This is a genomic window from Burkholderia sp. BC1 (assembly GCF_052683555.1).
In genome coordinates this window covers 51,450-77,596 of sequence record NZ_JBQYLP010000003.1, presented here as the reverse complement: position 1 = coordinate 77,596, position 26,147 = coordinate 51,450, and the positions used below count along the sequence as shown (strand labels likewise).

Genomic DNA, 26,147 nt, shown 5'->3' with positions numbered 1-26,147 from the left:
GGCGATACAGCGGCGATCGTGCGACAGCGCGGCACACGCGATTGCGCGCCGCGCGGCGATTGCTTCCCGGATCGCACGGAGTCGCGCCAGATCGGGCGCGATTCGCGTCAACCATTGTCAAATCGCTGCCATGCGCGCGATGGCGCGTGCACAATGCACGAAAGCCTTCCGATGCGCGCTCGCGCACGTCGACGCAACGTTTCGGGCTCGAGGGCGCCCGACGTCGCGTCGGCAGGGTACGCAGCGGGATCGCGGCCGATCGATCGAGAGGCCGCGCGGCCGTCACGGGGCGCCGGTCCGACGGCCGCGGCGCAGCCGAGCGCGTGCGGGGAGCGATGCCGCCGTCACGCGGCGTTCGTCCGGAACAGACCTGAACAACGATATTCGACCATGGCTATTCGCTCGACCTACCTGATCCTGCCTGCCGTCGCGATGCTGTTTTCCGGCTGCGCGATGCTGTCGTCGTCGCAGGAAAGCAAGCTGACGTGCCATATTCCGCGTGCGGTTTATCCGGATACTGCGAAGCCGCTCACACGCCCGGCGACCGTGCTGGTGCGCGCGCTGATGACGGCGTCCGGCGAGGCGCAGAACGTGACGGTGACGACGAGCAGCCGCAACGCCGCGGCCGACCGGGCGGCCGTCGAGGCGATGGCGCGCGCAACGTGCACGCAGACCGGCGCCGCCGCGAACCCCTTCCTGCTGACGCAGCCGTTCGTGTTCGAGCCGCAACGCGGCCAGTGACGCGGGGCGGGGCGCTGTCGAACTAAAGCGTTTCGAATCGCAGATCCGCCGACGTGTGCGGCGAATCGACTATCGCGTGCGCCCGTCAAACGCGCGACGTCGCCGCGATGGAACGATGGATCACGCCTGCGCCTTCCAATCGCCCGACTTCCCGCCGCGCTTCTCGGTGACACTGACATCGCCGATCACCATCCCGCGATCGACGGCCTTGCACATGTCGTAGACGGTCAGCAGCCCGACCTGCACGGCCGTCAGCGCTTCCATCTCGACGCCCGTGCGGCCGAACGTTTCCACCTGCGCGATGCAATGCACGCCCGGCAGTGCGTCGTCGAGTTCGAAATCGACGGCGACGCGCGTCAGCGCGAGCGGGTGACAGAGCGGAATCAGATCCGCGGTGCGCTTTGCGCCCTGGATCGCGGCGATACGCGCGACGCCGAGCACGTCGCCTTTTTTCGCCTTGCCGTCGCGGATCAGCTCGAAGGTGGCCGGCAGCATCCGGATCGTGCCGCGCGCGACCGCGATCCGCTGCGTTTCCTGCTTGCCGCCGACGTCGACCATGTGCGCGTGGCCGGCGGCATCGAAATGGGTGAGTCCAGACATGTGATGCTCCTGTCGATCGTCGTCCGCGCGCGGACGTGTGTCGATCCTGATGCGTTGCGCTCGATCGGTAGGCGCGATGCGGCCGCCGCTCGGCGTTCCGGCGCGCATGCGCGGCGGAGCGCCTGCGGCAACGCGCGCCGCGATCTCGCGCAGGGTTTCAACGGGCGCCTATCATAGCAGCGGCGTTCGCGCCGGCGCGCGTGCAGATCGCGCGTGCGCGGCGCAGGACAGTCGCGGTTGCGCCGGTACAATGGCCACGATATTCAGATCAGACCAAACGCCGCGATGCGCGCCCGGCGCGCGGGCGGCGTCGCTCCATCCTGCCATGCGTGTCAAACAGTTGCTTGCCGTGTCGTTGTCGGCTGCGCTCGCGCTGCCGGCGAACAGCTTCGCGCAGCGTACGACGCCGGCGCCGCTCGAATCGGCCAACGCCGCTGCGCCGTCGATCTCGACCGTGCCGCCGGGCATCGCGACCGGCGTGTTCGGCACGTACGGCGGCGCGGAGAGCCGTTTTTCGGGCGCCACGGGTATCGCCGACGATGCGTCGGCGCCCGCCGCAAGCCTGCGCGCGCCGCTTCGCGCATTCGAGTTGCCCGATCTCGGCGACGGCTCGGGCGGCGCGCTGACGCCGCAGGCCGAGCGCAAGCTCGGCGAGCGCGTGATGCGCGACGTGCGGCGCGACCCCGACTATCTCGACGACTGGCTCGTCCGCGACTACCTGAATGCGGTGGCGAAACGTCTGGCGGCCGCGGCTTCCGCACGGTACATCGGCGGCTATGCGCCGGACTTCGACCTGTTCGGCGTGCGCGATCCGCAGATCAACGCGTTCTCGATGCCGGGCGGCTTCATCGGCATCAACAGCGGGCTCGTCGTCGCGACGCAGACCGAATCGGAGCTGGCGTCGGTGATCGGTCACGAGATGGGGCACGTGCTGCAGCGGCACATCGCGCGCATGATCGGCGCGAACGAGAAAACCGGCTACACGGCGCTCGCGACGATGCTGCTCGGCGTACTGGCCGGCGTGCTCGCGCGCAGCGGCGATCTCGGCAGCGCGATCGCGATGGGCGGACAGGCATTCGCGGTCGACAATCAGCTGCGCTTTTCGCGGACGGCCGAGCGCGAAGCCGACCGCGTCGGCTTCCAGCTGCTCGCGGGCGCCGGCTACGACCCGTACGGGATGCCGGGGTTCTTCGAACGCCTCGAACGCGCGTCGATGGGCGACGCCGGCGTGCCGGCCTACGCGCGGACGCACCCGCTGACGGTCGAGCGGATCGCCGACATGGACGACCGCGCGCGGCGCGCGCCGTACCGGCAGCCGCGTCAGTCGCCGGAATACGGTTTCGTGCGCGCGCGGCTGCGGATCCTGCAGAACCGTGCGCCGAACGACATCGCGGCCGAAGCGCGGCGGATGCAGCTCGAGATCGACGATCGCACCGCGCCGAACGTCGCGGCGAACGCGTACGGCATCGCGCTGGCGAACGCGCTGCTCGGACAGTACGACGCGGCGGATCGCGCGCTCACCACGGCGCGCGCAGCGTTCGATGCGCGCGAGCGCCGCGACGGCGATCCGGCCACGGGCTCGCCGAGCCTCGACGTGCTGGCTGCCGACATCGCGCGACGCGCCGGGCGTAGCGACGACGCGGTGCGGCTCGCGGCGCTCGCGCAGCGGCGCTGGCCCGCGTCGCACGCGGCGATCGTCGTGCATCTGCAGACGCTGATCGCGGCGCGCCGTTTTGCCGAAGCGCAGACGCTCGCGCGGGCGCAGGCGAGCGCCGATCCCGATCAGCCGGACTGGTGGGACTATCTCGCGAAGGCGAGCGACGGGAAGGGCGACGTGCTCGCGCGGCGCCGCGCGCTCGCGGAGAAGCTCGCGCTGGACGGCGCGTGGCCGTCGGCGATTCGTCAGCTGAAGGAAGCGCGCGATGCGAAGGACGTGTCGTTCTACGACCAGTCGATCATCGGCGCGCGACTGCTGGAATTCGAGGCGCGCTACAAGGAAGAGCGCGAAGACGACAAGAACGGGCGCGGCTAGCGGTTAGCGGCGGGCGCGTGCGTGATGTACGCGCGGCGAACGCCGGCCGCGGAGATGAACGCGAAGACGAACGAACGCAGCGACGAACGCGCTCAGCGCCCGGCCTCGCCCGCCTTGCCGGCTTCGCTCGCGCGTCGCGCCGGGCTCGTGACGAAGCCGAACCGAGCCGGCACGTCGGTGCCCGCGATCTGCGCGAGCGGCAGCAGCCGGGCGTCGCGCCAGCGCAGCACGGGCGGCGTCGCGTCGAGGTCCGCGTGATCGGCGAACAGCGCGAGATCGTGATCGTGCAGCGCGGCGACGCGCGGCCGGGTGCCGGCTTCGACGAACAGCACGCCGCCCGCATCGTCGAGCCATGCCTCGTCGGGCTCGAACGGCGTACCGGTGTGATCGGTCAGCGACAGCTGTCCGTCGCGCTCGGCGAGCCGCACGATCCACGGCGTATACGCGAGTTCGACGTACACGCGCTGCGGCCCGTTCTGGAAAAACCACTGGCCGTGCGCGTCGCACTCGTAGTTGCGTCCGATGAAAGCGATCAGCGCGGCATGGCGGATCGGCGAACCGAGTTCGCCGGCGGCCTGCGCGGCCTCGTCGCGCAGCCGCCACGTGCCGCGCCGGTCGAGCAGCAGCCAGCCCGTGCAGTGCGGCACGTTCGGCCATTTCGCGAGCGCCTGCTTGACGATGTCATCCATGGTCGACGAATTTGGAGCAATAGCCGAACACGCGCACCGACAGCCAGTCGAGGCGGCCGGGGAACGGACCGGTCATGAATCCCGCGTGGCCGCCGTGCGCGGGCTGGTCGAGTTCGACGGCCGGCGAGACGTCGGCCGGGCCCGGCAGCGCCGACTCGGGCAGGAAAGGATCGTTGCGCGCATTGAGAATCAGCGTCGGCACGTCGATGGCGGGCAGCAGCGGGCGCGTGGTGGCCTGCGTCCAGTAGTCGTTCGCATTCGCGAAACCGTGCAGCGGCGCGGTCACGACCTCGTCGAAGTCGTGCATCGTCACCGCGCGCAGCATCGCGTCGCGGTCGAACAGCCCCGGATACTGCTCGAGCTTCATGAGCGCCTTGCGCTTCAGCGTCTTCAGGAAGCTGCGCGTGTACACCATCGCGAAGCCCTGCGACAGCGCGCGGCCGCCCGCATGCACGTCGATCGGTGTCGAGATCGCGGCGGCGGCCCGCAGGATCGACGTGTCGCTGCGATGCTCGCCGAGCCAGCGCAGCAGCACGTTGCCGCCGAGCGACACGCCGGCCGCGACGATCGGCCCGCGATGCTGCGCGGCGAGCCGGCGCAGGATCCAGTCGACTTCGGCGCTGTCGGCGAGATGATAGAAGCGCGGCTGCCGGTTCAGTTCGCCGCTGCAGCTGCGAAAGTGCGGCACGACGCCGTGCCAGCCCTTCGCGCGCGCGGCGGCCATCATCGCGAGCGCGTAATGCGAGCCCGAGCTGCCTTCGAGGCCGTGGAACAGCACGAACAGCGGCGCGTCCGGCGGCGGCGCGGCGCTATCGAGATGCGCGACCCAGTCGAGGTCGATGAAGTCGTGATCGGGCGTTTCCCAGCGCTCGCGCCGGTACGCGACGACCGGCCGGCGCGCGAACAGCGCGGGCACGATCGTCTGCACGTGGCTGTTCGGCAGCCAGCGCGGTGCGCGATAGCGCAGCAGATTGTCGTCGTCGGGGGCCTGCGGCCCGGTCAGCGGCGATGTGGGCGGTGAAGCCGTACTCATGATCGCCCCGCGTTCTTCGTTTATTCGTCAGTGCAGCGGGCCCTGCCCGTGACGGATCTTGGCGGCGAACTGCCCGGCCGCCTGCTCGGGAATCGGGCTCGCGTGGATATGCGCGATGCGCCACTCGCCGCGTTCGTGAATCATCACGTACGTCGCGAAAACCATGTCGGGATCGGCCGTCAGATCGGCCTGCTGATGCGCTTCGGCGATCGTGTAGACGACCGTGCCGAGGCTGTCGTAAACGCGAATGTCGAGCGGCTCGATCGTCACCGGACGCGTCGCGAGCCGCGTGCCGAGCCCGCTGCGGATCTGATCGAGCCCATGCAGATGCTCGCCGTCGGCCCACACGCAGCTGGCGAAATCCTCGTCGATCCACAACGCCAGCAGCGCGTCGAGATTGGCATCGGCGACGGCCTGGTAGTAGGCGTTGAGCGTATCGGCGGCGGCTTCGAAAAGGCGGGCAAAACGTGGCATCGGGGTTATCTCTCGCGCGCGTCGCGCGCCGTATTCAGCACGGCGGCCCGGGTGGGGCCGCCGCGCACCGGTGAATCGGATTGCCCGGCGCGCCGTGCGACGCCGCCGGTCAAGGTCAGCGCTGCCCGACGAGCATGCCGCGCAAATCGCCGAATACCTGTTCGGGGCCGAGTTCGCGCAGACAATTGAGGTGGCCGAGCGGGCACTCGCGCTCGAAACAGGGACTGCATTCGAGATGCAGCCATTGTACCTTCGCCAGGTCCGACAGCGGAGGAGTGTGGCGCGGATCGGTCGACCCGTATAACGCGACGAGCGGCCGGCGCAGCGCGGCGGCGACGTGCATCAGCCCCGAATCGTTCGTGACGACCGCGTTCGCGCGTGCGATCAGCGCGCACGCCTCGGACAGCGAAGTCTGCCCGCAGAGATTGCGCACGTTCGGCGCGTGATCGGCGATCGCCTGTGCGGCGGCCGCGTCCTTCTGCGAGCCGAGCGCGACGATCTGCGTATACGGGAACGACTGGTGGACGATCGTCGCGAGCGTCGCGAAATGCTCGGGCGGCCAGCGCTTGGCCGGCCCGTATTCCGCACCCGGGCAGAACACGACGAGCGGCTTGCGCGTATCGAGATTGAAGCGCGCGGAGACGCGCGCCGTCTCGTTCAGGTCCGCGTCGAGGCGCGGCGGCGGCAGCGTCTTCATCGACTCGGGCAGCTTCGCGCCCGGCGCGTACGCGAGCGCCGCGTAGTGCGTCGTCATCGGCGGCCGTTCGGCGGACTTGTCGGGGTTCGCGTGCCGCACGTTCAACAGCCCGTAGCGGTGCTCGCCCGTGTAGCCGATGCGCAGCGGAATGTTCGCGAGCCACGGAATCACTGCGGATTTCAGCGAATTCGGCAGCACGTAGGCGGCGTCGTAGCCGACGTCGCGCAGATCGCTCGCGAGCTGCCAGCGGCGCAGCAGCTGCAGCTTGCCGTGCGCGAGATCGGTCGCGTAGACATCGTGGATCTCGGGCATCCGTTCGAGTACCGGCGCGACCCAGGTGGGCGCGACGGCATCGATCGCGATGCGGGGATGGAGTTTCTTCAGCAGCGCAAAGAGCGGCTGCGCCATCAATGCGTCACCGATCCAGTTCGGTGCGATAACCAGCGCTCGACGCATCAGGTCGATTTCCGATGTCGTAATGAAACGCGCCGCGCGAGCGCCGCGTTCGGGTTGCCAGATAGGGAAACGGCGGCGTGCCGGAACAAGCCCGGCTGCGCCGCCTCGTGGATAGCGCGGGCCCGCAGGCCCGGTGCGCTCAGTGGCCCTTGACCACCTCGCCGTCGCGCAGCTTGTAGCGCGTGCCGCAGTACGGGCAGCGCGCTTCGCCGTGCGACACGTCGATGAACACGCGCGGATGGGCGTTCCAGCGCGTCATGGCGGGATTCGGGCAGTAGGCGGGGAGGTCCTTCGCCACCAGCTCGACCAGCGGCATTTCCTTGATTTCACTCATGAGACTTTCTCTTGTCACTCTTCTTGGTGGGGCGGTCGGGGCGCGCGCGCTCAGACCTTGGTCAGCCAGTGCGCGTACTTCGCGTTCTTGCCCGACACGATATCGAAAAACGCCGATTGCAGCTTTTCGGTGACGGGGCCGCGCGCGCCGCTGCCGATCGTGCGGTTGTCGAGTTCGCGGATCGGCGTGACTTCGGCGGCCGTGCCGGTGAAGAACGCTTCGTCGGCCGTGTAGACCTCGTCGCGCGTGATGCGCTTCTCGATGACTTCGATGCCGGCGTCCTTCGCGAGCGTGATGATCGTGTCGCGCGTGATGCCGTCGAGGCACGACGACAGATCGGGCGTGTACAGCTTGCCGCGGTTCACGAGGAAGAAGTTCTCGCCGGAGCCTTCGGACACGTAGCCGTCGACGTCGAGCAGCAGCGCTTCGTCGTAGCCGTCGGCCGTCGCTTCCTGGTTCGCGAGGATCGAGTTCACGTACCAGCCGGACGCCTTCGCGCGCACCATCGACACGTTCACGTGATGGCGCGTGAACGACGACGTCTTCACGCGGATGCCCTTCGCGAGGCCGTCCTCGCCGAGGTACGCGCCCCACGGCCACGCGGCGATCGCGACGTGAATCGTGTTGCCCTTCGCCGACACGCCGAGCTTTTCCGAGCCGACCCAGATGATCGGACGCAGGTAGCACGACTCGAGCTTGTTCTCGCGCACGACTTCGCGCTGCGCGGCTTCCAGCGTTTCCTGGTCGAACGGCACGTCCATCTGGAAGATCTTCGCGGAATTCAGCAGACGTTTCGTGTGCTCGGGCAGACGGAAGATCGCGGTGCTGCCGTCGGCCGTCTTGTATGCGCGCACGCCCTCGAAGACGCCCATGCCGTAGTGCAGCGTGTGGGTCAGAACGTGGATCGTGGCGTCGCGCCAGTCGATCAGCTTGCCGTCCATCCAGATCTTGCCGTCGCGGTCGGCCATTGACATAGGATTCTCCTGGGATGCGGTTGTGTGCAGCGTTGAGCCGGAAAGACGCTTATTTTAGCGTCATTTGGGGGCGGGCCGGTCGGTCGGCGCAGGTGCGGCGCTATAATCGTCCGGCACCGATTCCAATAACGACGGGCCGTGCCGGCAGGAGGCGCCGGGGTCCGACGAACTGCCCGCCGCGGCCGCTTTCCATGCTCGCTCGATTGTCCCCGACCGACCGCTTCGCCCTGATCCAGGGCGCGCGCGACTATTCCCCGACGCTGATGGCGATCCTCTCCTGGGGGCTCGTCACCGGCATCGCGATGAGCCAGTCGGTCATGACGCTCGGGCAGGCGAGCGCGATGTCGCTGCTCGTCTACGCGGGCTCGTCGCAGCTCGCCGTGCTGCCGCTGCTCGCCGCGAAGCTGCCGATCTGGACCGTCCTGCTCACCGCCGCGATGGTCAACATGCGCTTCGTGATCTTCAGCGCCGGTCTCGCTCCCCATTTTTCCTATCTGCCACTGTGGCGCCGTCTCGCGATCGGCTATTTCAACGGCGACGTGATCTATCTGCTGTTCCAGAAGCAGGGCTTCGCGAACGGCCACGTGCCGGGCAAGGAAGCGTACTTCTGGGGGATGGCGCTCGCGAGCTGGGTGTCGTGGCAGGTGTCGTCGCTCGCCGGCATCCTGCTCGCGAGCTTCTTCCCCGCCAGCTGGGGGCTCGAACTCGCCGGCACGCTCGCGCTGATCCCGATCATGGTGTCGGCGGTCGCCAACCGCTCGACGCTCGCGGCGGTCGCCGTCGCCGGCATCGTGTCGCTCGTCGCGTTCGACCTGCCGTACCGGCTCGCCTTGCCGATCGCGGTGCTCGCCGCGCTCGCGGCCGGCTGCACGGCCGACTGGTTCGTCGAGCGCGCCGACTGGCGCCGCATCCGCACCGAAACGGTGCGCAACGAGGAGGTCGAATGAGCGCCGCGGAAATCTGGATCGTGATCGTCGGGATGACGATCGTCACGGCCGTCACGCGCGCGCTGTTCCTGATCGGCGGCGAGCGCACCGTCCTGCCCGAACGCGCGCAGCGCGCGCTGCGCTATGCGCCGGCCGCCGCACTCGTCGCGGTCGTGCTGCCCGACGTGCTCGAAACGCCGGCCGGCCTGTCGTTCGCGCTGTCGAATCATCCGTTCTACGCGGCGCTCGCGGGCCTCGGCTGGTTCCTCTGGCGACGCAGCATGCTCGGCACGATCGTCGTCGGCATGGTCGTGTTCACGGTGTTGCGGCTCGTCGTCTGAGCGCGGCCCGTCGGGGCAGTGACGCCGCAACGGCGGCTGCCGCGCTCCATGTTGCAGCGCAGTATCGCGCGTGTCGCGCCACGCGATCCCAAATAGGCGGAATTCGCCGCCGCACGAGCCAGTGTGCGGGGTGGATCGGCTAGAATGCCCGTTCGAGATTTTTTACCCGTGCGCGTCATGCGGAGCCGCCAGCCACGGCCGCATCCGGCGCCCTTTCGCGGCAGCCCGCGCACGTCCGGCGTACCCCTTTCCCCATCCACTACTTCAATCAGTCCAACATGAGCCAAGTCAAGCGTCTTACCGACCTGATCGCCGCCGGCCAGCTCGCCGGCAAGCGTGTGTTCATCCGCGCCGACCTGAACGTCCCGCAGGACGATCACGGCAACATCACCGAAGACACGCGCGTGCGCGCCTCGGTGCCGGCCATCAAGGCGGCGCTCGAAGCGGGCGCGGCGGTGATGGTCACGTCGCACCTCGGCCGTCCGACCGAAGGCGAGTTCAAGCCGGAAGACTCGCTCGCGCCGGTCGCGAAGCGCCTGTCCGAGCTGCTCGGCCGCGACGTGCCGCTCGTCGCGAACTGGGTCGAGAACGGCGTGAACGTCGCGCCGGGCGAGGTCGTGCTGCTCGAGAACTGCCGCGTCAACAAGGGCGAGAAGAAGAATTCGGACGAGCTCGCGCAAAAAATGGCGAAGCTCTGCGACGTGTACGTGAACGACGCGTTCGGCACCGCGCACCGCGCGGAAGCCACGACGCACGGGATCGCGAAATACGCGCCGGTCGCGTGCGCGGGCCCGCTGCTTGCTGCGGAACTCGACGCGCTCGGCAAGGCGCTCGGCAATCCGGCGCGGCCGCTCGTCGCGATCGTCGCGGGCTCGAAGGTGTCGACCAAGCTGACGATCCTGAAGTCGCTGGCCGAAAAGGTCGACCAGCTGATCGTCGGCGGCGGGATCGCGAACACGTTCATGCTCGCGGCCGGCCTGTCGATCGGCAAGTCGCTCGCCGAACCGGATCTCGTCGACGAGGCGAAGGCGATCATCGACGAAGCGCGCAAGCGCGGCGCGTCGGTGCCGATCCCGACCGACGTCGTGACCGCGAAGGAATTCTCGCCGACGGCCGCAGCGACCGTGAAGGCCGTCGCCGACATCGAAGCCGACGACATGATCCTCGACATCGGCCCGGACACGGCAAAGGCGCTCGCGAGCCAGCTCGAGAAGGCCGGCACGATCGTCTGGAACGGGCCGGTCGGCGTGTTCGAGTTCGACCAGTTCGGCAACGGCACGAAGACGCTCGCCGAAGCGATCGCGAAATCGTCCGCGTTCTCGATCGCAGGCGGCGGCGACACGCTCGCGGCCATCGCGAAGTACGGCATCCACGACCAGGTCAGCTACATCTCGACGGGCGGCGGCGCCTTCCTCGAGTTCCTCGAAGGGAAGAAGCTGCCGGCAGTGGAAGTGCTCGAAACGCGGGCGGCCTGAGCGTGGCGGCGCGCGCAGGGGCGACGAAGGCCGCGCGCTCCGCGAAAGCGGAGCCGGCGGCCGGCGCGGGCAAGCGCAAACGCGCGCCCGCGCGGGCGAACCTCGCCCCGCGCGCACCGGCGGCCGCCGGCGACGCGGCCGTGCAGCACCACGAGATTCAGAACAAAGCGATGCCGGGCCCAAGCACCGGCACGCCCCCCGGAGCGGCCGCCGCTGGGCCTGCCGCATCCGGCTCTCGCAGCGTTTCACCCAGCGCATCCACCTTGATCCAGATGAGGAGTTTCATGCAGCGCGCCACCAAGATAGTCGCCACGATCGGCCCGGCTTCCAGTTCGCCGGAGATTCTGCTGCAGATGATGCAGGCGGGCCTCGACGTCGTGCGGCTCAATTTTTCGCACGGCACGGCCGATGATCACCGCCAGCGCGCCGAAATGGTGCGCGAGGCCGCCCGCAAGGTCGGCCGCGAGATCGCGATCATGGCCGATCTCCAGGGGCCGAAGATCCGCGTCGGCAAGTTCGAGAACGGCAAGACGACGCTGACGCCGGGCCAGCCCTTCATCCTCGACGCGGCCTGCGAACTGGGCAACGACGACCGCGTCGGCCTCGACTACAAGGAACTGCCGCGCGACCTGAAGCCCGGCGACCTGCTGCTGCTGAACGACGGGCTGATCGTGCTGACCGTCGAGCGCGTGCTCGGCGACGAGATCCACACGATCGTCAAGGTGGGCGGCGAGCTGTCGAACAACAAGGGGATCAACCGCCAGGGCGGCGGGTTGTCGGCACCGGCGCTGACCGCGAAGGACATGGAGGACATCCGCACGGCGATGTCGCTCGGCGCGGATCTGGTCGCGGTGTCGTTCCCGAAGAACGCGACCGACATGGAAATGGCGCGCCAGCTCGCGAACATCGCGGGTGCGCCGTACGGCATCAAGCCGAAGATGATCGCGAAGATCGAGCGCGCGGAAGCGATTCCGGCGCTGCAGAGCATCCTCGACGCATCGGACGGCATCATGGTCGCGCGCGGCGACCTCGCGGTCGAAGTCGGCAACGCGGCCGTGCCCGCGCTGCAGAAGCGCATGATCCGGATGGCGCGCGAGTCGAACAAGCTCGTGATCACCGCGACGCAGATGATGGAATCGATGATCCACGCGCCGGTGCCGACGCGCGCGGAAGTGTCCGACGTCGCGAACGCGGTGCTCGACGGCACCGACGCGGTGATGCTGTCGGCCGAGACGGCCGCCGGCAAGTATCCGGTGCAGACGATCGAGGCGATGGCGGCCGTCTGCGTCGAAGCGGAAAAGTCCGAGCAGATCGAGCTCGACAAGGATTTCCTCGACCGCACGTTCACGCGCATCGACCAGTCGATCGCGATGGGCGCGCTGTTTACGGCCTACCACCTCGGCGCGAAGGCGATCGTCGCGCTGACCGAATCGGGCGCGACCGCGCTGTGGATGTCGCGTCACTACACGCACGTGCCGATCTTCGCGCTGACGCCGCGCGTCGGCAGCGAGCGAGCGATGGCGCTGTTCCGCAACGTGACGCCGCTGCACGTCGACTTCAACAGCGACCGCGACAGCGCGCTGCAGGCGGCGCTCGAGACGATCGTCAAGCGCGGCTACGTCGCGCACGGCGACATGGTCGTGCTGACCGTCGGCGAGCCGATGGGGCAGGCGGGCGGGACCAACACGCTGAAGATCGTGCGCGTCGGCGAGCACTATTGAGCGGTCGCGCAAGAGGCGCCGGCCGGGCGGCCGGCGGCCCGATTCGATCGGGCACCGTTTTTGCTCGGTAAAAGCCGCGCGGGGTGAGGCCCTGCGCGGCTTTTTTCTTATTTTTGTGCCGATTGTGCGATGCGAACGTAACAAATTGCGAGGCGCGGGCGCCGCGCGGTCGGATTCCGGGGCGCTTCGCGATAAAATGCGGCTATTCGACGCTCAGCCGCGCCGAGCCGCCCGGTCCGACCGGCGCGCGCCGCGCAGGCGTCAGGGCGCACCGGTTTTCATTCCAAGGAGTTCCACAATGCCTCTCGTATCAATGCGTCAATTGCTGGACCACGCGGCAGAGCACGGTTACGGCCTGCCGGCCTTCAACGTGAACAACCTGGAGCAGGTCCAGGCGATCATGGCGGCCGCGGACCAGGTCGGCGCGCCCGTGATCATGCAGGCATCGGCCGGCGCGCGGAAATATGCGGGCGAGCCGTTCCTGCGCCACCTGATCGAAGCGGCCGTCGAGTCGTATCCGCACATCCCGGTCGTGATGCACCAGGATCACGGCCAGTCGCCGGCGGTCTGCATGGCCGCGATCCGCAGCGGCTTCACGAGCGTGATGATGGACGGTTCGCTCGAAGCGGACGGCAAGACGGTCGCCTCGTACGAGTACAACGTCGACGTGTCGCGCAAGGTCGTCGAGATGGCGCACTCGATCGGCGTGACGGTGGAAGCGGAACTCGGCGTGCTCGGCTCGCTCGAGACGATGAAGGGCGACAAGGAAGACGGTCACGGCGCGGAAGGCACGATGACGCGCGAGCAGCTGCTGACCGATCCGGAGCAGGCCGCCGACTTCGTGAAGCTCACGCAGTGCGACGCGCTCGCGATCGCGATCGGTACGTCGCACGGCGCGTACAAGTTCACGAAGAAGCCGACGGGCGACATCCTGTCGATCCAGCGCATCAAGGAAATCCACGCACGCATTCCGAACACGCACCTCGTGATGCACGGTTCGTCGTCGGTGCCGCAGGAACTGCTCGCCGAGATCCGCGAATTCGGCGGCGACATGAAGGAAACCTACGGCGTGCCGGTCGAGGAAATCCAGGAAGGCATCAAGCACGGCGTGCGCAAGGTCAACATCGACACCGACCTGCGTCTCGCGATCACCGGCGCGATCCGCCGCTACATGTTCGAGAACCCGTCGAAGTTCGACCCGCGCGACTATCTGAAGCCCGCGCGCGAAGCGGCGAAGAAGGTCTGCGTCGACCGCTACCTCGCGTTCGGCTGCGAAGGCCAGGCCGCGAAGATCAAGCCGGTGCCGCTCGAGAAGATCGCCGAGAAGTACAAGTCCGGCGAGCTCGCGCAGGTCGTGCGCTGAGACTGTAGTACGATTTGCCCCGCCGCAAGGCAGGGGCGGGCCGCCCGGCCGGAGCGATTCCGGCGGCGGCCGTTCCGTCCGGCCGAACGAGGGCCGGCCGGCAACCGCGTGGGCGCAGCCGCCCGCCGGTTCGCCGACGTATCGCAAGGCCGCCGTTCCCGCCAGCCGCGGGGAACGGCGTTTCCCTTTTTGTTTGGCTCCTTATCTGCGAAAAGACGATGTCTACCCTTTACGAATCCACGCTCCGCTCGCTGCCGCTCCTCGGTCGCGGCAAGGTCCGCGACAACTATGCGGTCGGCAACGACAAGCTCCTGATCGTCACGACCGATCGTCTGTCGGCATTCGACGTGATCATGGGCGAGCCGATTCCGAACAAGGGCCGCGTGCTGAACCAGATGGCGAACTTCTGGTTCGACAAGCTCGCGCACATCGTGCCGAACCACCTGACCGGCGACGCACCCGAAGCGGTCGTCGCGGCGGACGAGGTCGAGCAGGTGAAGGGCCGCGCCGTGGTCGTCAAGCGTCTCGAGCCGATCCTGATCGAAGCGGTCGTGCGCGGCTATCTGGCCGGCAGCGGCTGGAAGGAATACCAGGCGACGGGCGCCGTATGCGGCGTGCAGCTGCCGGCCGGCCTGCAGAACGCGCAGAAGCTGCCCGAGCCGATCTTCACGCCCGCGGCCAAGGCCGAGATGGGCGAGCACGACGAGAACATCACGTTCGAGGAAACCGAGCGCCGCATCGGCACCGAGCTCGCCGCGACGATCCGCGACATCTCGATCAAGCTGTACAAGGAAGCGGCCGACTATGCGGCCACGCGCGGCATCATCATCGCCGACACGAAGTTCGAATTCGGCCTCGACAACCACGGCAAGCTGTATCTGATGGACGAAGTGCTGACGGCCGACTCGTCGCGCTTCTGGCCGGCCGACCAGTACCAGGTCGGCACGAACCCGCCGTCGTTCGACAAGCAGTTCGTGCGCGACTGGCTCGAGGCGCAGCCGTGGGGCAAGACCGCGCCGGCGCCGGCGCTGCCGGCCGACGTCGTCGAGAAGACGGCGGCGAAGTACCAGGAAGCGCTCGAGCGCATCACGGGCCAGCCGCTCGCCTGACGGGGGAATGCACGAAATGAGCGAAGTCCAGACCGCCCACACGCACAGCGCGCCGCTCGTCGGCGTGCTGATGGGTTCGAGTTCCGACTGGGACGTGATGAAGCACGCGGTAGCGATCCTGCAGGAATTCGGCGTGCCCTACGAAGCGAAGGTCGTGTCCGCGCACCGGATGCCCGACGAGATGTTCGACTATGCGGAGAAGGCGCGCGAACGCGGGCTGCGCGCGATCATCGCGGGCGCCGGCGGTGCTGCGCACCTGCCCGGCATGCTCGCGGCGAAGACGACGGTGCCCGTGCTCGGCGTGCCGGTCGCGAGCAAGTATCTGAAGGGCGTCGATTCGCTGCACTCGATCGTGCAGATGCCGAAGGGCGTGCCGGTCGCGACGTTCGCGATCGGCGAGGCCGGCGCCGCGAATGCCGCGCTGTTCGCGGTGTCGATCCTGTCCGGCACGTCGGTCGACTACGCGAACCGGCTCGCGGCGTTCCGCGTGCGCCAGAACGAAGCCGCGCACGCAATGGTGCTGCCGCCGCTCGAATGACGGGACGGCGCGCGCCGCACGGCACGCGCCGGATTTTCCCAGTGCGGCGGGTGCTTCCCGTTTCCCGTCGCGATCGATCACTGACATGACCGCAACTCCTGATTCCGTTTCCCCGATCCTGCCCGGCGCGTGGCTGGGCATGGTCGGCGGCGGCCAGCTCGGCCGCATGTTCTGTTTTGCCGCCCAGTCGATGGGCTATCGCGTCGCCGTGCTCGATCCCGATCCGGCGAGCCCCGCCGGCGCGGTCGCCGATCGCCACCTGCGCGCTGCGTATGACGACGAAGCCGCGCTGACCGAACTGGCCGCCCTGTGCGACGCGGTATCGACCGAATTCGAGAACGTGCCGGCCGCGAGCCTCGATTTCCTCGCGCGCACGACGTTCGTCGCGCCGGCCGGCCGCTGCGTCGCGATCGCGCAGGACCGGATCGCCGAAAAGCGCTTCATCGAGGCGTCGGGCGTACCGGTCGCGCCGCACGTCGCGATCGAATCGGCCGACGCGCTCGCGGCGCTCGACGACGCAGCGCTCGACGCGGTGCTGCCGGGCATTCTGAAGACCGCGCGGCTCGGCTACGACGGCAAGGGCCAGGTGCGTGTGCGCACCGCGCAGGAAGCGCGCGAGGCGTATGCGTCGCTCGGCGGCGTGCCGTGCGTGCTCGAAAAGCGTCTGCCGCTGAAATACGAGGTGTCCGCACTGATCGCGCGCGGCGCCGACGGCCGCTCGGCCGCGTTCCCGCTCGCGCAGAACGCGCACCACAACGGCATTCTCGCGCTGACCGTCGTGCCGGCGCCGGCCGCCGACGACGCGCTCGTCGCGCAGGCGCAGCAGGCCGCGGTGCGCATCGCCGATACGCTCGGCTACGTCGGCGTGCTGTGCGTCGAGTTCTTCGTGCTCGAAGACGGTTCGCTCGTGGCGAACGAGATGGCGCCGCGCCCGCACAATTCCGGCCACTACACGGTCGATGCGTGCGCAACGAGCCAGTTCGAGCAGCAGGTGCGCGCAATGACGCGCATGCCGCTCGGCAATCCGCGCCAGCATTCGCCTGCCGCGATGCTGAACATTCTCGGCGACGTCTGGTTTCCGCAAGGCGCGGCGAGCGACGCCGTCACGCCGCCGTGGGACGCGGTCGCCGCGATGCCGACCGCGCATCTGCATCTGTACGGCAAGGAAGAGGCGCGCGTCGGCCGCAAGATGGGCCACGTGAATTTCACGGCCGCAACGCGCGACGAAGCGGTCGCCGCCGCGCACGCGTGCGCGCAGCTGCTGCGCGTGCCGCTCGACTGAGGCGCTGGCCGATGTCCACCGATCTCCCGAAGTCCGTGACGCCCGCGCAGATCGACGCGGCGGCCGCGCTGCTCGATGCGGGGCAGCTCGTCGCTTTTCCGACCGAAACCGTCTACGGGCTCGGCGGCGATGCGGCGAGCCCCGACGCCGTCGCGCGCATCTACGCGGCGAAGGGGCGGCCCGCGAACCATCCGGTGATCGTGCATCTGCCGCCCGGCGGCGATCCCGCGTACTGGGCGGCCGCGCTGCCGGCCGATGCGCAGAAGCTGATCGACGCATTCTGGCCGGGCCCGCTGACGCTGATCCTGAAGCGCCATGCGCGCATTCCGGACGCGGTGAGCGGCGGCCAGGACTCGGTCGGGCTGCGCTGCCCGTCGCACCCGGTCGCGCAGGCGCTGCTCGCCGCGTTCAGCGCGCGGCGCGGCGGTCACGGCGGCGTGGCTGCGCCGTCCGCGAACCGGTTCGGCCACGTGAGCCCGACGACCGCGCAGCACGTGCGCGACGAATTCGGCGACACGGTGCACGTGCTCGACGGCGGCGCATCGGAAGTCGGGATCGAATCGACGATTCTCGATCTGTCGCGCGGCTTTCCGGCGCTGCTGCGCCCGGGCCACGTGACGCCGCAGCAGATCGCCGACGTGCTCGGCCGTGCGCCGCGGCTGCCGGACGGCAGCGACGCGACTGCGCCGCGCGCGTCGGGCACGCTGAAGGCGCACTACGCGCCGCGCACGCCGCTCGCGCTGCTGCCGTTCGATGCGCTGGAGCCGCTGCTTGCGGCGGCGCAGGCCGACGGGGAACGCGTCGCGCTGGTCGCGCGCGCATCGCGCGCGGGGCGCTGGGCGCAGGCCGACGGCGTGCATTTCGTCGCGGCGCCCGAAGATCCGCAAGCCTATGCGCGCGATCTGTACGGGATGCTGCGCGCGCTCGATCGCGCGCAGGTCGTGCGGATTCTCGTCGAAAAGCTGCCTGAGACGGTCGAGTGGATCGCGGTCAACGATCGTCTCGGCCGTGCGGCCGCGGCGTTCGAAGCGAGCGATTGAACCGCGCCGGCCGCGTGCCGTGCGCGCATGTCGGCCCTGCCGCCGTCGCAATGAAAAACCGCCCGACCGGCGAACCGGTCGGGCGGTTTTTTCGTTGAAGCGTACCGATCGCGCGCCGCTTACTTGCCGACGCCCGATGCCGCGATCTGCTGCTCGACGTACTGCGCGAACAGCGCGTGCAGGCGCGTCGTCGGATGGACGGTGTCCGCGAACATGTACGTCTGGTCGGCGTTCGGCGCCGTGTACGTCTGCGGCGAGCAGAACAGCGACGAGCCGAATGCGCTCGGATCCGCCACGCCGTACTGCGTCGCCGCGGCGACCATCGCCTTCAGGTTGCAGGCCGTATCGGTGTTCGACACCGTGAAGCCGTTCGCCTGATACGCCGCGAGGATGCCGTCCTGCCACTTGAACGTATCGAGCAGCACGTACTTGCTCGTGTCGACCTTCAGCGCCTGCAGCGTCGCGGCGAGCGTGCCGTTGAACAGCATCGACAGCTGCGTGAGCGTCGTCTGCGTGCCGCCCTGGAGCGCGAGCGGCGTGCCGCCGATGTCGGGCACGTTCGACACGAACACGTGCGTCGCGCCGGCCGCGACGATCTGCTGCACGAGGCCCGCGAGCTGCTGCGCGGCGAGCCCGATGTTCTGCTGCAGCTGCGTCGGCGTGATCGCGCCGGCCTGCAATGCGGCCACCTGATAGAAGATGTCGTTCGCGCCGCCGTTCAGCAGCACGATCTGGTTCGCGTTGAAGCTGCCGTGCTGCTGCAGGTATTGCTGGACCTGCGCGGCGACCGGCGTCGTCGTCGCCTGCGCGTAGTCGGCGTTCGGCACGCTCGCGGCGGCGTGGCCGATGCCCGGCTGCTGCGTGACGCGCGAGCCGCCCTGCGCGTAGCCGAGGCCGCCCGTGGCCTGCAGCGGCACGCCGAAGCCACCCTGGTTGGCCGGCTGCAGCGTGTCGCCGTAGTACTGCGCGACGTTCTGCGTCCAGACCTGACCGGGGTTCGTCGTGAAGCGGCCGCCGCCGAACCCGAGCTTGATCTGCGAGTAGGTGCCGACGTCGGACAGGCTGTCGCCGAACGACACGACCTGCATCTTCACGCCGGAAGGCGGCGCGTTCGACGCGCTGCCGCCGTTGTCGTCGCCGCCGCCGCAGGCGGCGAGCAGCGCGAGCGCCGCGCCGGCGATCGCGACCTGCGCGCTGCGCAGCAAACGGTGCCGGGTGCGCGACGGAAGGTTTCGTTGTGTTTGCATCGATCGATCTCCTCGTAGATATGGCCTTGCATGTTTGCGCATGCCCGCTCAGGTTCGGGCTGCGCGACGGCCGTTGGCTGAAATGGATTATTCGTTGTGTACGCCGGCAAGCGGTGCGCGGCGCGGATCGCGATCGGCCGTGTCGCCGATCTGCGCATGATAAGCGCTTGCCCACTCGGGCGGGCCGACGATCGCGCGCAGTTTGTTGCGCCATCCCTCGACGCGCAGTGCGTCGGCCGCCATCGCGCGCCATTCGTGAAAGGTCGCGACGAGCGGGTTGTTCGACTCGAGCCGCTCGACGATGCCGTACTGCGGCGGATCGTCGGGCGCCTCGTCGACATAGCTGCCGAACAGGCGATCCCAGATCACGAGCACGCCCGCGTAATTGCGGTCGATGTAGCGCGCGTTGCGCGCATGGTGCGCGCGATGGATTGACGGCGTGTTGAACACGTATTCGAGCCAGCCGAGCTTGCCGATCGCCTGCGTGTGCACGAAGAACTGGAACGCGAGATTGATCAGCACGATGCCGACGATCTGCTGCGGCGGAAAGCCGAGCAGCGCGAGCGGCAGCCAGAACACCCACATGCCGGCGACCGGATACATGAGGCTCTGGCGAAATGCGGTCGAGAAGTTCATCCGCTCGGACGAGTGATGCACGACGTGCGCGGCCCACAGCCAGCGCACGCGATGGCTCGCGCGATGAAACACGTAGTAGAGGAAGTCCTGCGCGACGAACAGCACCGCGAACGACAGCCAGCCGTCGTGCCAGGTGAACAGGCGGTAGCGGTCGTAGCAGACCGCGTAGACGGGAATCACGAACACCCAGGCGAGCTTGTCGGCGCCCTGATGCATCAGCGCGAGCGCCGCATTGCAGAGCGTGTCGCGCCATGCGTATACGTGGTCCTGCGGACGCGTGCGGGCGAGGTACCACGCCTCCCAGCCGATGCAGAGCAGGAAGACGGGCGCCAGCGCGAGCAGAAGCCATTCGACGTCGAATCGCATGGGCGTGTCTCCTCCTTTCCCCTGCAAGCCGTGAGGCCGGGCGTGTCGCCCGTTGTAGATATCGGTCAGGCCAACAGCCTACGCAATCGCCACCGGCTAGGCGAGAGGGCAGCGTAGAGGGTTCCCTCTGAGGATAGGGTTTTCACCGAAGCCGCGCCCGGCGTGGGCGCGCGGTGCGGCCCCGTTTCGACGCGGCCGCGTGCGTCAGTGCGCGCCCGCGTAGATCCACTCGAGCAGCGTGTCGTGCGCGGCGCGTGCGGCTTCCGCATGATCGTCGTTGATGAAGCTGACGACGACGTAGCTCCGGCCGTCCGCGCCCGCGACGTAGCCGGCGATCGCGCGAACGTCGCGCAGCGTGCCGGTCTTGATGTGCGCGTTGCCGAGCACGCCGGCGTTGGTCAGGCGGTTCTTCATCGTGCCGTCGATGCCGGCGATCGGCAGCGAGTCGACGAACGCCTGCGCGACCGGGCTCGCGTTCGCGGCCTGCAGCAGCGCGGCGAGCGACAGCGCGCTCACGTGTTCGTCGCGCGACAGCCCCGAGCCGTTGTCGAGCACGAGGTCGGGCATCGCGATGCCGTTCTTCTGCAGGAACGCGCGGATCACGCGGCTCGACTGCTCGGGCGTCGCGGGCGGCTTGCCGGCGACCGCGCCGATCGTCAGGAACAGGTTGCGCGCCATCACGTTGTTGCTGAACTTGTTGATGTCGTACACGACGCTGCCGAGCACCGGGCCGTGGTGCACGGCGATCGGCCGCGCGGCGCTCGGCACCTTGCCTTCGGCGACCGGCCCCGCGATCGTGCCGCCGTCCTGCTGCCAGAGCGCGAGAAAGCCGCGCGCGAAGAACGTCGTGTGATCGAGGATCGCGAGATTGGTCGTGCGCGCGCCGCAGCGCAGCGGGTAGTCGCCGGCGAACGACGCGGTCAGCATCGCGCCGTCGGCGTTCAGCGTCGGGCGCGCCGCGGCCGCCGCGTTCGCGCACGAGCCGCTGCCTTCGTACAGCTGGTTGTCGATCGACAGGTTCGCGAGCGGCGGCAGCACGTCGACGGCGACCTTGCCGTCTTCGCCCGGCGTGACCGTAAACGAGATGGCTTTGAACGCGTAGAGCAACGGGTCGGGGCCGACGTTGTACGGCGCGCTCACGTCGTCGTCGAACGACGGCAGGTCGCGCGTCGATGCCGCGAAATAGCTCTTGTCGAGCACGAGGCCGCCCGCGACGCGCTTGATGCCGGCCTTGCGGATCTTGTCGACGAGGTCGATCAACTCTTCGGGCACGAGCTTCGGATCGCCGGTGCCCTTGATGTAGAGGTTGCCCTGGAGCGTGCCGTCCGGATCGACCGGGCCGTCCGCATACGCGGTCGTGCGCCAGCGGAAGTCGGGGCCGAGGATCGACAGGCCCGCGAACGTCGTGACGAGCTTCATCGTCGACGCGGGCAGCATCGGCCGGTTCGCGTTCCATGCGATCAGCGGCTGCGGATCGCCGACGCGCTCGACGACGACGCTCATCGCCGACGCCGGTACCTTCGCGCGCTGCAGTGCGACGAGCACGGACGCCGGCAGGCCGGCGTCGCGCGCGGCCGCCGAGACGACCGGCGCGCGTCGCGCGTCCTTGTGGGGTTTCTTGCGGGCGTGTGCGGCGGGCGCGAACGCGAGCGCCGTGCAGGTGGCGACGACGGCGGCCGCGCGCAGGCAGACGCGTGCGCGCGGGGCGAACCGGGTGGAGAGAGCGGAAATCGGCATGGACGAATACGGAAAAGCGGGAGCTCGGGCAAGGCGCGCGGCGCGCCGAAGCGCACATTGTAGAGACAAGTGCGACAAGTACGACGAAATCGCGGAGGTCGCGCGCGGTCGCGCGCAGGATTCGCGGCGCTACAATGGGCGGCATCTGTCACTCGTCCCATGGATGCGATTCCGATGCGGATTCTGCTTGTCGAAGACGACCGGATGATTGCCGAGGGCGTGCGCAAGGCGCTGCGCTCGGACGGCTTCGCGGTCGACTGGGTGCAGGACGGCGAGTCGGCGCTGACGGCGCTCGGCGGCGAGTCCTACGACCTGTTGCTGCTCGATCTCGGCCTGCCCAAGCGCGACGGCATCGACGTGCTGCGCACGCTGCGCGCGCGCGGGCTGTCGCTGCCGGTGCTGATCGTCACCGCGCGCGATGCGATCGCCGATCGCGTGAAGGGCCTCGACGCGGGCGCCGACGACTATCTCGTCAAGCCGTTCGATCTCGACGAACTCGGCGCGCGGATGCGCGCGCTGATCCGCAGGCAGGCCGGGCGCAGCGAGTCGCTGATCCGCCACGGCGCGCTGACGCTCGATCCGGCATCGCACCAGGTGACGCTCGACGGCGCGCCGGTCGCGCTGTCCGCGCGCGAGTTCGCGCTGCTCGAGGCGCTGCTCGCGCGGCCGGGCGCCGTGCTGTCGAAGAGCCAGCTCGAGGAGAAGATGTACGGCTGGGGCGAGGAAATCGGCAGCAACACGGTCGAGGTCTATATCCACGCGCTGCGCAAGAAGCTCGGTTCGGACCTGATCCGCAACGTGCGCGGGCTCGGCTACATGGTCGTCAAGGAAAGCTGACGCGTGAGGTCGATTCGTCATCAATTGCTGATCTGGCTGCTCGCGATCGTCGTCGCAGGCGTGAGCGTCGCGGGCTGGCTGATCTACCGGCAGGCGCTGGCCGAGGCGAACGAACTGTTCGACTACCAGCTCCAGGAAATCGCCGCGGCGCTGCCGTCGGAGCCGTTCTCGCAGGTGTTCGGCTCGCGCACCAACGGCGACGAAGGCATCGTGATCCAGATCTGGAATCGCAACGGCGTGCTGATGTACTTCTCGCATCCGCGTGCGCCGATCGCGCCGCGCGCCGAGCTCGGCTTCTCGACCGAGCGCACCGATCGCGGCGAGTGGCGCGTGTACGGCGCGATCGTCGGCGACAACGTCGTGCAGCTCGCGCAGCCGCTGTCGGTGCGCAACCGCCTCGCGGCGAACGTCGCGCTGCGCACGCTCTGGCCGCTGATCGTATTGCTGCCGTTTCTCGGCGCGGCCGTCTGGATGATCGTCGGCCGCGGGCTCGCGCCGCTCGGCCGCGTGACGCGTGCGGTCGAAACGCGCCGGCCCGAGGCGCTCGATCCGCTGCCCGACGCGCGGCTGCCGCTCGAGGTGCAGCCGCTCGTGCGCGCGCTGAACGGGCTGCTCGCGCGGCTGTCGGGCGCGCTCGACACGCAGAAGGCGTTCGTCGCCGATGCCGCGCACGAGCTGCGCACGCCGCTCGCGGCCGTGCAGATCCAGGCGCAGCTCGTCGCCCGCGCGAAGGACGATGCCGCGCGCCGCGAGGCGCTCGACGATCTCCAGCACGGCGTCACGCGCGCGACGCGGCTCGCCGAGCAGCTGCTCGCGCTCGCGCGCGCCGAACCCGACGCGGGCGCGGTGCGCGAGCCGGTCGACCTGCAGACGCTGCTCGCCGAATGCGTGGCCGCGCACGCACCGCTCGCGCAGCGGCGCAACATCGACCTCGGCTTCGAGGAAACGCGCGCGGCGACCGTCGTCGCCGACGTCGGCGCGCTGCGCGTGATGTTCGGCAACCTGCTCGACAACGCCGTCAAGTACACGCCCGACGGCGGGCGCATCGACGTTTCGCTGACGCGCGACGCGGCCGGCCGCGCGTGCGTGCAGATCGGCGACAGCGGCCCTGGCATTCCGGCCGAAGAGCGCGAGCGCGTGTTCGACCGCTTCTATCGCGACAGCTCGGCGCGCGCGCGCACCGACGTGTCGGGCAGCGGGCTCGGCCTCGCGATCGTCAAGCGCGTTGCCGCGCAGCAGGGCGCGACCGTGTCGCTCGGCGACGCGGCGGCGGGCGGCCTGCTCGTCAGCGTCGTGTTCCGCGACGCCGAGATGCCCGCGCAGGCGCCGCCGCAGCCCGCTTCGGCGTAAGGCGCGCGGCAGGCGGCTTAAGTTGCGCTTAAGGCTGATTAAGCCTCCTTTAAGTCAGCATCGTTACGCTGCGACGTAACAAAAGAGGAGGTCCTACGATGAACACCCGATTCCTTGCGCGCAGCGCCGTCGTCGTCGCAGTGGCCGCCGCGCTGTCCGCCGGCTACGTCGCCGGCACGCGCCGCGCCGATCCGCAGATCATCGCGCCCGCGCACGCGGCGGCGATGATGCCGGCCGAAGCCGCCGCGAAGACCGGCATCCCCGATTTCTCCGGGCTGGTCGAGACTTACGGTCCGGCCGTCGTCAACATCAGCGCGAAGCACGTCGTGAAGCAGGTCGCGCGGCGCGTGCCGCAGCCGCAGCTGCCGATCGACCCGAGCGATCCGTTCTACCAGTTCTTCAAGCGCTTCTATGGACAGGTGCCGGGCATGGGCGGCGACGCACAGCCGGACGACCAGCCGAGCGCGAGCCTCGGGTCGGGTTTCATCATCAGCCCGGACGGATACATCCTCACGAATGCGCACGTGATCGACGGCGCGAACGTCGTCACGGTGAAGCTGACCGACAAGCGCGAGTACAAGGCGAAGGTCGTCGGCTCCGACAAGCAGTCCGACGTCGCGGTGCTGAAGATCGACGCGACCGGCCTGCCGACCGTGAAGATCGGCGATCCGGCGCAGAGCAAGGTCGGCCAGTGGGTCGTCGCGATCGGCTCGCCGTACGGCTTCGACAACACGGTCACGTCGGGCATCATCAGCGCGAAGTCGCGCGCGCTGCCCGACGAGAACTACACGCCGTTCATCCAGACCGACGTGCCGGTCAACCCCGGCAACTCGGGCGGCCCGCTGTTCAACCTGCAGGGCGAGGTGATCGGGATCAACTCGATGATCTATTCGCAGACGGGCGGCTTCCAGGGCCTGTCGTTCGCGATTCCGATCAACGAAGCGATCAAGGTGAAGGACGAGCTCGTGAAGACCGGGCACGTGAGCCGCGGCCGGCTCGGCGTCGCGGTGCAGGGGCTGAACCAGACGCTCGCGAGCTCGTTCGGGCTCGCGAAGCCGGACGGTGCGCTCGTCAGCTCGGTCGATCCGAACGGCCCGGCCGCGAAGGCCGGCCTGCAGCCGGGCGACGTGATCCTGTCGGTCAACGGCACGCCGGTCGTCGATTCGACGACGCTGCCGTCGCAGATCGCGAACCTCAAGCCGGGCTCGAAGGCCGACCTGCAGATCTGGCGCGACAAGGCGAAGCAGTCCGTCACCGTCACGCTCGGCGCGATGACCGACGCGAAGCTCGCGTCGAACGACGGCGGCCCGGTCGAGCAGGGGCGCCTCGGCGTTGCGGTGCGGCCGCTGACGCCGCAGGAACGCAGCGCCGACAACCTGTCGCACGGGCTGATCGTCCAGCAGGCCGGCGGCCCGGCCGCGAGCGCCGGCATTCAGCCGGGCGACGTGATCCTGGCCGTGAACGGTCGCCCCGTCACGAGCCCCGAGCAGCTGCGCGAAGCGGTCAAGAGCGCGGGCAACAGTCTTGCTCTGTTGATCCAGCGCGATAATGCACAAATCTTCGTGCCGGTCGACCTGAGCTGACCGTGCGCGCGCCGCGGGCCGGGTCGGCCGGCCGCGGCGGGCGCCGCCGACGTCCGCGCATCGCCGCGGCCCCCATATGTGTTCCGACCCAAAGGAGAGAGCCATGCAATATCTACGCAACGTGTCCCGAATTGCCGTCGCCGTCGCGCTGAGCGCCGGCCTCGCAGCCGCCGCGACCGGCGCGTACGCGCAGTCGTCGGACGGCCTGCCCGAAGCGACCCAGCAAGGCGACATCAGCTTCGTGTCGGGCGGCATCGGCAAGGATCAGTCGACGGCGTTCGAGCGCAACGAATCGGCGTGGCCGCTCGCGCTGCGCTTCACGGGCAAGGGCGGCGAATATCTGGCCGACGTCCACGTGCGGATCGTCGACGGCAAGGGCACCGAGGTGCTGAAGACCGACGCGCGCGGGCCCTACATGCTCGTGAAGCTGCCGCCCGGACGCTACACGGTGCACGCGTCGTATCAGGGCAGCGACGAAACGCGGGCGGTCACGGTCGGCGCAAAAGGCGGCGCGAAGGCCGCGTTCCAGTGGAGCGCGCAGTAACGCGGGCCGCAGCCCCGATCGC

The 26,147-nt window shown here is 69.1% G+C and carries 26 protein-coding genes; 15 read left to right on the top strand and 11 right to left on the bottom strand.

The window, feature by feature from the left end; genetic code table 11:
• Positions 1 to 390 precede the first annotated feature (390 nt).
• On the top strand, positions 391 to 741 hold the full coding sequence (locus tag ACSHSS_RS02615) for a TonB family protein (protein WP_006406502.1): 351 nt from the start codon (positions 391 to 393) through the stop codon (positions 739 to 741).
• 120 nt (positions 742 to 861) lie between these two features.
• Here ACSHSS_RS02615 and moaC read toward each other — a convergent pair whose 3' ends face one another.
• Positions 862 to 1,341, bottom strand: a complete 480-nt coding sequence (moaC, locus tag ACSHSS_RS02610) for a cyclic pyranopterin monophosphate synthase MoaC (RefSeq protein WP_006406501.1) — start codon at positions 1,339 to 1,341, stop codon at positions 862 to 864.
• A gap of 325 nt (positions 1,342 to 1,666) precedes the next feature.
• On the opposite strand from moaC, the gene ACSHSS_RS02605 reads away from it, so the two are divergent.
• Positions 1,667 to 3,373, top strand: a complete 1,707-nt coding sequence (locus ACSHSS_RS02605) for a M48 family metalloprotease (protein WP_445544540.1) — start codon at positions 1,667 to 1,669, stop codon at positions 3,371 to 3,373.
• A 92-nt stretch (positions 3,374 to 3,465) separates the two neighbouring features.
• Here the strand turns inward: ACSHSS_RS02605 and ACSHSS_RS02600 are convergent, their stop codons facing one another.
• From ACSHSS_RS02600 to ACSHSS_RS02575, 6 genes are all read right to left on the bottom strand, one after another.
• Positions 3,466 to 4,062 (bottom strand): DUF2946 family protein, encoded by a 597-nt coding sequence (locus tag ACSHSS_RS02600; protein ID WP_445544539.1) that lies wholly within the window; start codon positions 4,060 to 4,062, stop codon positions 3,466 to 3,468.
• Entirely contained in the window at positions 4,055 to 5,095 is a 1,041-nt protein-coding gene (locus tag ACSHSS_RS02595; RefSeq protein ID WP_217261891.1) for a hydrolase, read from the bottom strand. The genes ACSHSS_RS02600 and ACSHSS_RS02595 overlap by 8 nt, the downstream gene beginning before the upstream one ends.
• Before the next feature lie 27 nt (positions 5,096 to 5,122).
• Entirely contained in the window at positions 5,123 to 5,569 is a 447-nt protein-coding gene (locus ACSHSS_RS02590) for a nuclear transport factor 2 family protein (RefSeq protein ID WP_006398400.1), read from the bottom strand.
• Positions 5,570 to 5,684: 115 nt separating this feature from the next.
• Positions 5,685 to 6,722, bottom strand: coding sequence for a lipopolysaccharide heptosyltransferase II (gene waaF, locus ACSHSS_RS02585; protein ID WP_006398401.1), 1,038 nt, complete (start codon positions 6,720 to 6,722; stop codon positions 5,685 to 5,687).
• Positions 6,723 to 6,861: 139 nt separating this feature from the next.
• Positions 6,862 to 7,056, bottom strand: coding sequence for a zinc-finger domain-containing protein (locus ACSHSS_RS02580; protein ID WP_217060664.1), 195 nt, complete (start codon positions 7,054 to 7,056; stop codon positions 6,862 to 6,864).
• A gap of 50 nt (positions 7,057 to 7,106) precedes the next feature.
• Entirely contained in the window at positions 7,107 to 8,030 is a 924-nt protein-coding gene (locus ACSHSS_RS02575; protein ID WP_006398403.1) for a branched-chain amino acid transaminase, read from the bottom strand.
• Positions 8,031 to 8,221: 191 nt separating this feature from the next.
• Between ACSHSS_RS02575 and ACSHSS_RS02570 the strand changes: the two genes are divergently transcribed.
• The 3 genes from ACSHSS_RS02570 to ACSHSS_RS02560 all read left to right on the top strand — a co-directional run bounded on the left by ACSHSS_RS02570 (position 8,222) and on the right by ACSHSS_RS02560 (position 10,772).
• Positions 8,222 to 8,977 (top strand): AzlC family ABC transporter permease, encoded by a 756-nt coding sequence (locus ACSHSS_RS02570; RefSeq protein ID WP_006398404.1) that lies wholly within the window; start codon positions 8,222 to 8,224, stop codon positions 8,975 to 8,977.
• On the top strand, positions 8,974 to 9,297 hold the full coding sequence (locus tag ACSHSS_RS02565; RefSeq protein ID WP_006398405.1) for an AzlD domain-containing protein: 324 nt from the start codon (positions 8,974 to 8,976) through the stop codon (positions 9,295 to 9,297). The genes ACSHSS_RS02570 and ACSHSS_RS02565 overlap by 4 nt, the downstream gene beginning before the upstream one ends.
• 278 nt (positions 9,298 to 9,575) lie before the next feature.
• Positions 9,576 to 10,772: a phosphoglycerate kinase gene (locus ACSHSS_RS02560; protein WP_039219912.1), complete on the top strand. Its 1,197-nt coding sequence runs from the start codon at positions 9,576 to 9,578 to the stop codon at positions 10,770 to 10,772.
• 157 nt (positions 10,773 to 10,929) lie between these two features.
• Here ACSHSS_RS02560 and ACSHSS_RS02555 read toward each other — a convergent pair whose 3' ends face one another.
• Entirely contained in the window at positions 10,930 to 11,058 is a 129-nt protein-coding gene (locus ACSHSS_RS02555; protein WP_254914405.1) for a hypothetical protein, read from the bottom strand.
• Here ACSHSS_RS02555 and pyk point away from each other — a divergent pair.
• The 6 genes from pyk (at position 11,057) to ACSHSS_RS02525 (ending at position 17,825) form a co-directional block, all read left to right on the top strand.
• Positions 11,057 to 12,493 (top strand): pyruvate kinase, encoded by a 1,437-nt coding sequence (pyk, locus tag ACSHSS_RS02550; protein ID WP_006406491.1) that lies wholly within the window; start codon positions 11,057 to 11,059, stop codon positions 12,491 to 12,493. The two genes, ACSHSS_RS02555 and pyk, sit on opposite strands and share 2 nt — an antisense overlap.
• Before the next feature lie 298 nt (positions 12,494 to 12,791).
• Positions 12,792 to 13,856: a class II fructose-bisphosphate aldolase gene (gene fba, locus ACSHSS_RS02545; RefSeq protein WP_006398409.1), complete on the top strand. Its 1,065-nt coding sequence runs from the start codon at positions 12,792 to 12,794 to the stop codon at positions 13,854 to 13,856.
• Between the two features lie 218 nt (positions 13,857 to 14,074).
• Positions 14,075 to 14,965 (top strand): phosphoribosylaminoimidazolesuccinocarboxamide synthase, encoded by an 891-nt coding sequence (locus ACSHSS_RS02540; protein ID WP_006398410.1) that lies wholly within the window; start codon positions 14,075 to 14,077, stop codon positions 14,963 to 14,965.
• Between the two features lie 16 nt (positions 14,966 to 14,981).
• A complete protein-coding gene (gene purE, locus ACSHSS_RS02535; RefSeq protein ID WP_006413303.1) occupies positions 14,982 to 15,503 on the top strand; it encodes a 5-(carboxyamino)imidazole ribonucleotide mutase in 522 nt (173 codons plus the stop codon).
• 85 nt (positions 15,504 to 15,588) lie between these two features.
• Positions 15,589 to 16,785: a 5-(carboxyamino)imidazole ribonucleotide synthase gene (locus ACSHSS_RS02530; RefSeq protein ID WP_006398412.1), complete on the top strand. Its 1,197-nt coding sequence runs from the start codon at positions 15,589 to 15,591 to the stop codon at positions 16,783 to 16,785.
• A gap of 11 nt (positions 16,786 to 16,796) precedes the next feature.
• Complete coding sequence (locus ACSHSS_RS02525; RefSeq protein ID WP_445544538.1) at positions 16,797 to 17,825, top strand: L-threonylcarbamoyladenylate synthase; 1,029 nt, start codon at positions 16,797 to 16,799, stop codon at positions 17,823 to 17,825.
• Between the two features lie 119 nt (positions 17,826 to 17,944).
• Here the strand turns inward: ACSHSS_RS02525 and ACSHSS_RS02520 are convergent, their stop codons facing one another.
• The 3 genes from ACSHSS_RS02520 to dacB all read right to left on the bottom strand — a co-directional run bounded on the left by ACSHSS_RS02520 (position 17,945) and on the right by dacB (position 21,811).
• Positions 17,945 to 19,072, bottom strand: a complete 1,128-nt coding sequence (locus ACSHSS_RS02520) for an SGNH/GDSL hydrolase family protein (protein ID WP_006398414.1) — start codon at positions 19,070 to 19,072, stop codon at positions 17,945 to 17,947.
• A gap of 87 nt (positions 19,073 to 19,159) precedes the next feature.
• Positions 19,160 to 20,074, bottom strand: coding sequence for a sterol desaturase family protein (locus tag ACSHSS_RS02515; RefSeq protein WP_059781535.1), 915 nt, complete (start codon positions 20,072 to 20,074; stop codon positions 19,160 to 19,162).
• Between the two features lie 204 nt (positions 20,075 to 20,278).
• Entirely contained in the window at positions 20,279 to 21,811 is a 1,533-nt protein-coding gene (dacB, locus tag ACSHSS_RS02510; RefSeq protein ID WP_445544537.1) for a D-alanyl-D-alanine carboxypeptidase/D-alanyl-D-alanine endopeptidase, read from the bottom strand.
• A 174-nt stretch (positions 21,812 to 21,985) separates the two neighbouring features.
• On the opposite strand from dacB, the gene ACSHSS_RS02505 reads away from it, so the two are divergent.
• The 4 genes from ACSHSS_RS02505 (at position 21,986) to ACSHSS_RS02490 (ending at position 26,125) form a co-directional block, all read left to right on the top strand.
• Positions 21,986 to 22,648 carry a response regulator gene (locus ACSHSS_RS02505; RefSeq protein ID WP_006398417.1) on the top strand — a complete coding sequence of 221 codons (663 nt, stop codon included), beginning with the start codon at positions 21,986 to 21,988 and terminating at the stop codon, positions 22,646 to 22,648.
• A 3-nt stretch (positions 22,649 to 22,651) separates the two neighbouring features.
• Positions 22,652 to 23,998, top strand: a complete 1,347-nt coding sequence (locus ACSHSS_RS02500; protein WP_006398418.1) for an ATP-binding protein — start codon at positions 22,652 to 22,654, stop codon at positions 23,996 to 23,998.
• A gap of 98 nt (positions 23,999 to 24,096) precedes the next feature.
• Positions 24,097 to 25,581, top strand: a complete 1,485-nt coding sequence (locus tag ACSHSS_RS02495) for a DegQ family serine endoprotease (RefSeq protein ID WP_006398419.1) — start codon at positions 24,097 to 24,099, stop codon at positions 25,579 to 25,581.
• Between the two features lie 103 nt (positions 25,582 to 25,684).
• The gene (locus ACSHSS_RS02490) at positions 25,685 to 26,125 is read left to right on the top strand and encodes a carboxypeptidase-like regulatory domain-containing protein (protein ID WP_006398420.1); all 441 of its coding nucleotides are present in this window, start codon (positions 25,685 to 25,687) and stop codon (positions 26,123 to 26,125) included.
• Positions 26,126 to 26,147: the final 22 nt, after the last annotated feature.